The organism is Pseudomonas sp. RA_15y_Pfl1_P11, assembly GCF_963970975.1.
GTDB lineage: Bacteria > Pseudomonadota > Gammaproteobacteria > Pseudomonadales > Pseudomonadaceae > Aquipseudomonas > Aquipseudomonas tritici.
Genome location: NZ_CAXAOY010000045.1, coordinates 1 through 1970, shown reverse-complemented (window position 1 = coordinate 1970; position 1970 = coordinate 1). Strand labels below are relative to the sequence as shown.

General features: G+C 59.0%; 2 protein-coding genes. Both read right to left on the bottom strand.

Going from position 1 to position 1970, the window contains the following annotated elements; translation table 11 throughout:
* Positions 1-46: 46 nt before the first annotated feature.
* Complete coding sequence (tnpC, locus tag AACY44_RS27490) at positions 47-1594, bottom strand: IS66 family transposase (protein WP_339437764.1); 1548 nt, start codon at positions 1592-1594, stop codon at positions 47-49.
* An 18-nt stretch (positions 1595-1612) separates the two neighbouring features.
* Positions 1613-1970, bottom strand: a 358-nt coding sequence (gene tnpB, locus AACY44_RS27485) for an IS66 family insertion sequence element accessory protein TnpB (RefSeq protein ID WP_339531517.1), incomplete at its 5' end; no start/stop codon positions are given.

Below are 1970 nucleotides of genomic sequence, written 5' to 3'. Positions count from 1 at the left end.
GGAGTGCGATCCATAAACCCCACCTATCCAGTCCTTGGGTAACCGATTACCGTGGCATCTCTGGCGAGCAGTTCCACGGCAGCAGTGCTTCATAGTCGGCGACCGACGAGGCATGCGGCAGCCGCTCCAGTACATGGCGCAGCCACGTATAAGGCTCTTGGCCGTTGGCTTTGGCGGTCTCGACCAAGCTGTAGATCTGTGCACTGGCCGTGGCGCCCTTGGGCGTGTCGCTGAACAGCCACGCCTTGCGCCCGATGACAAACGGCTTTATCGCACGTTCCGCCAGGTTGTTGTCGATCGGCAAATGGCCGGCCTCAACATAGCGTTCCAGCCGACTCCAGTTGTTCGCCAGGTAGTGCGCCGCCTTGCCCAGCACGCTTTGCGGTGTGACTTGGGGCTGCGTTTTATCCAGCCAGCTTTTCAACTGGCGCAGAATCGGCAGGCTTCTTTCCTGGCGGCCGATGAACCGCTGCTCATCGCTGGCATCCTTGAGTTCGCGTTCGATGCCATACAGTTTGTTGATCATCGCCAGCGCGATATCGGCACGCCCGGTCTTGCCCTTGGGCTGCACCTTCTGCGCCTCGATGAATTTGCGTCGCGCATGAACCATGCACGCCAGACGCTCGACGCCGGGCTGCAACGCCAACGCATTGTAACCGGCGTAATCGTCGGTCATCACGTAGCCGCGATACCCCTCAAGCAGGCGCAACGGCACCTCCTGCGCACGGCTGGTGGTGTAGTCGAACAACACAACTTGTCGATCAGGCGGCCCGCTGGCTTGCACCCACATCCAGGATTGGCTGGTCGGATCGCGATCCGGCTCTTTCAAGACCTGCACGCGCGTTTCGTCGCAGTGGATCACCGGGCTTTCCAGTAACCGGTCACGCATCAGGTTCAGCAATGGCTGGAAGTGTTCGCTGCACTGGATCACCCAGCGTGCCAGCGTTTGCCGGGGGATCTCGATACCGTGCCGGCTCAGCACCGTTTCGAAACGGTGCAGCGGCAAGCCATCGACATACTTGGTGGTCAGCAGCATGGCCAGCACGCTGGGGCTGGCCATGCTCTTTTCGATCAACTGGGCCGGCTTGTCAGCGGTGACCGGCGAGGTTTCACAGCCACGGCAGCCGTAGACCTTGCGCACGTGTTTGAGCACGCGGATCTGCATCGGCACGATATCGAGCTGCTCGCTGGTTTCTTCGCCGATCACATGCTTGCGGCAACCGCAGGCGCAGGTCAGTTCGTGCTCGGGCAGGTCATGGATGACTTCGACACGTGGCAGCTCTGCCGACAACGGTTTGCGTTTGCCTCGACGCTTGAGCGGAGCAACGACTTCTTCGTCCGCATCGTCCACCACGGCCAGCAGTGGTTCGCTTTCCGGCTCGTTGAACATCTCCAGTTGAGGTGTATTCGGATCGATGCTCTGCTCGGACTTGCGATTGAACAAGCGGTCACGCAGCAGCTTGATCTGTTCTTTCAGGTCGACGATGTGGGTTTGGTAAGCCTGGGCCACTTCTTCCTGGCGACTGAGTGCCTCAAGCAGCAGTTGCTTGAGCAAAACAGGATTATCGGGAAGGTCGTCGGGCAGGGAGATCATGGCCCGGATTATACCGGGTCAAGCAACAAAACGGGGTGTCAGAACCTGATGCGGACGGTTGCGCCAGAGATCGAAACCGTCGAGTAGCCAGTTCAGTTCCTGGACAGTCAGAACAATGGTGTCATCGGTGGCGTCTGGCGAAGTTTGGAAACGCTCGGCTTCCAGGCGCTTGAGCCAAAGGCAGAAGCCGTTGCGCTCCCAGTACAACACCTTGATGCGGTTACGGGCTTTATTTAGGAAGACGAAAAGAACGGGGTCGAACACGGCGACTTTGATGTCCAGTTCGACCAGTGCGGTGAGGCCATCGATGGACTTTCGAAAGTCTACTGGCTTGGGGTAGAGGTAGACTTTTTCGACGCTGGCATTGGGACGCATC

Excerpts from the sequence above, each read along its gene's own strand:
- tnpC (WP_339437764.1), bottom strand. The coding sequence starts at position 1,594 with ATGATCTCCCTGCCCGACGACCTTCCCGATAATCCTGTTTTGCTCAAG.